Consider the following 2416-nt stretch of genomic DNA (forward strand, 5'->3'; position numbering starts at 1 on the left):
CCCGCCATTAGTTGAACAATCTCCCAATCCGCGCTACACCCCGCCCGCCGGCACCCCTGGAGGCCGGCTTTTGTTGTTTATAGGAGCGTAAAACATGGCCAATTTCGAAACCATCGAAGCTGAGTCGCGTTCGCGTGCCGGCAAGGGGGTGGCGCGGGCGACGAGGCGTGCAGGTAAAGTACCTGCGGTAATTTACGGCGCGAAGCAGGAACCTTCCCTGATCGCGCTCGACCCGCGCGTCGTCATGCGCGAGCTCAAGCGCGGCGGCTGGCGCTCGCGCCTGTATGAAATCGCCCTGGATGGCCAGAACATTCGCGCCCTGATGCGCGACGTGCAGTTCCACCCGGTCACCGATGCTCCCGAGCATGTAGATTTTCAGCGCCTCGCCTCCGGTGAGCGCGTGCGTGTCGGCGTGCATGTGGTCTTCTTGAACGAAGGCATCAGCCCCGGCATCAAGCGCGGCGGCGTGCTCAACGTCGTGCGCCACACCGTGGAAGTCGCCTGCGACCCTGACAACATCCCCGAAAAGTTTGAGGTTGATCTGGGCCCGCTGGAAATCAACGACACCATCCGCTGGCACAACCTCATCGGCGTGGGCGACGCTCGCCCGGTCATCACTGATCGTGACTTCGTCATCGCCACCATCGCCGCGCCGACCGTCTCGGCAGAGCAGCTGGCCGAAGACGCCGCCAAGGCAGCCGCCGCGGCAGCCGCTCCCGCCAAGGGCAAAGGTGGTAAGGCCGCTCCCAAGGCAGCCGCCGCACCCGCCGCGCCCGCCAAAAAGAAGTAATTTCTTCCCCGCGCCATGTTTCTTTGGGTCGGTCTCGGCAACCCAGAGCCAGCCATGGCGCGGCAGCGGCACAACATCGGCTTCATGGCCCTCGATGTCATCGCGCGTCGCCATGGCTTCTCACCATGGCGGCAACGCTTTAAGGGCCTGGTGTGCGAGGGCATGATCGACGGGCATAAAATCCTGGCGCTCAAACCGATGACCTACATGAACCTCTCCGGTGAATCCGTGCAGGCCGCCGCCGCATTCTTCAAAATCGTCCCCGCCGGCATCACCGTCTTCCATGACGATCTGGACCTCGCCCCCGGCAAGATCCGCGTGAAAAAAGGCGGCGGTGCCGCCGGCCACAACGGGTTGCGCAGCATGGACCAGCACCTAGGCACCCCGGACTACTGGCGCGTGCGCCTGGGCATCGGCCATCCGGGGGACAAGCACCGCGTCACCGGCCATGTCCTGGGCGATTTCGCCAAACCTGACCTTGACTGGCTGCTGCCAATGCTCGACGCGGTGGCCGATGAGGCCGCCCTCCTGGCCGCGCAAAAGCCGGAAGACTACATGACCCGCCTCGCACTACTCACCAAGGACCAGAAAAATGGGCTTTAACTGCGGTATCGTCGGCCTGCCGAATGTCGGCAAATCGACCCTCTTCAACGCGCTCACCGCCACAGTGGCCGCCCAGGCCGCCAACTACCCCTTCTGCACCATCGAGCCCAACACCGGGCGCGTCGCTGTGCCCGATAAACGCATGGACGCCCTGGCCATCATCGGCAAATCCATCAAGGTGGTCCCCACCAGCCTGGAATTCGTCGACATCGCCGGGCTGGTCCGCGGCGCCTCCAAGGGGGAGGGCCTCGGCAACCAGTTCCTTGCCAACATCCGCGAGGTGGACGCCATCGTGCATGTGCTGCGCTGCTTCGAGGATGACGACGTGACCCATGTCGAAGGCAGCGTCGACCCCATCCGCGACGCCGAAACCGTTGAGACCGAGCTGATGCTGGCCGATCTCGACTCTCTCTCCAAGCGCCTGCCCGCCCTCCAGAAACGCGCCAAGAACGACCGCCAGGCCGCCATTGATGCCGCCCTCATGGAGCCCATCCTCGCCGCCCTCGAACAAGGCAAACCCGCCCGCACCGCCATCACCCCCGAAAACGCAGAGGACGCCAAACGCCTCAACCTGCTCACCGCCAAGCCGGTGCTCTATGTCTGCAATGTCGAGGAGGCCTCAGCCGCCACCGGCAACGCGCAATCCGCCCGCGTCGCCGAGATGGCCAAATCCGTCGGCGCGCTCAGCGTCGTCGTCTCCGCCGCCATCGAATCCGAAGTCGCCCAGTTGCCGGAAGAAGACCGCGCCTCCTTCCTCGCCGATCTCGGCCTGGAAGACAGCGGGCTGGACCGCATTATTCGCGCCGGCTACGCGCTGCTCGGCCTCATCACCTATTTCACCATCGGGCCGAAGGAAACCCGCGCCTGGACCATCACCAAAGGCACCAAGGCCCCCGGCGCCGCTGGCGTCATCCATGGCGATTTCGAGCGCGGCTTCATCGCCTGCGAAACCACCGCCTATGAAGACTACATCGCCTACAAAGGCGAATCCGGCGCCCGCGAGGCCGGAAAACTCCGCATCGA

3 protein-coding genes are annotated in these 2416 nt (G+C 64.5%); all 3 read left to right on the forward strand.

What is annotated here, in order from left to right:
* Positions 1 to 94: 94 nt before the first annotated feature.
* Positions 95 to 790, forward strand: a complete 696-nt coding sequence (locus PHE40_RS09145; protein WP_299961028.1) for a 50S ribosomal protein L25/general stress protein Ctc — start codon at positions 95 to 97, stop codon at positions 788 to 790.
* Positions 791 to 805: 15 nt separating this feature from the next.
* Positions 806 to 1393 carry an aminoacyl-tRNA hydrolase gene (gene pth, locus PHE40_RS09150; RefSeq protein ID WP_299961030.1) on the forward strand — a complete coding sequence of 196 codons (588 nt, stop codon included), beginning with the start codon at positions 806 to 808 and terminating at the stop codon, positions 1391 to 1393.
* The coding region (gene ychF / locus PHE40_RS09155) for a redox-regulated ATPase YchF (protein ID WP_299961032.1) at positions 1383 to 2416 on the forward strand (1034 nt) is incomplete at its 3' end. The genes pth and ychF, both read left to right, overlap by 11 nt.

This window comes from Acidocella sp., from assembly GCF_028687955.1.
GTDB lineage: Bacteria > Pseudomonadota > Alphaproteobacteria > Acetobacterales > Acetobacteraceae > Acidocella.

Excerpts from the sequence above, each read along its gene's own strand:
- PHE40_RS09145 (WP_299961028.1), top strand. The coding sequence starts at position 95 with ATGGCCAATTTCGAAACCATCGAAGCTGAGTCGCGTTCGCGTGCCGGC.
- pth (WP_299961030.1), top strand. The coding sequence starts at position 806 with ATGTTTCTTTGGGTCGGTCTCGGCAACCCAGAGCCAGCCATGGCGCGG.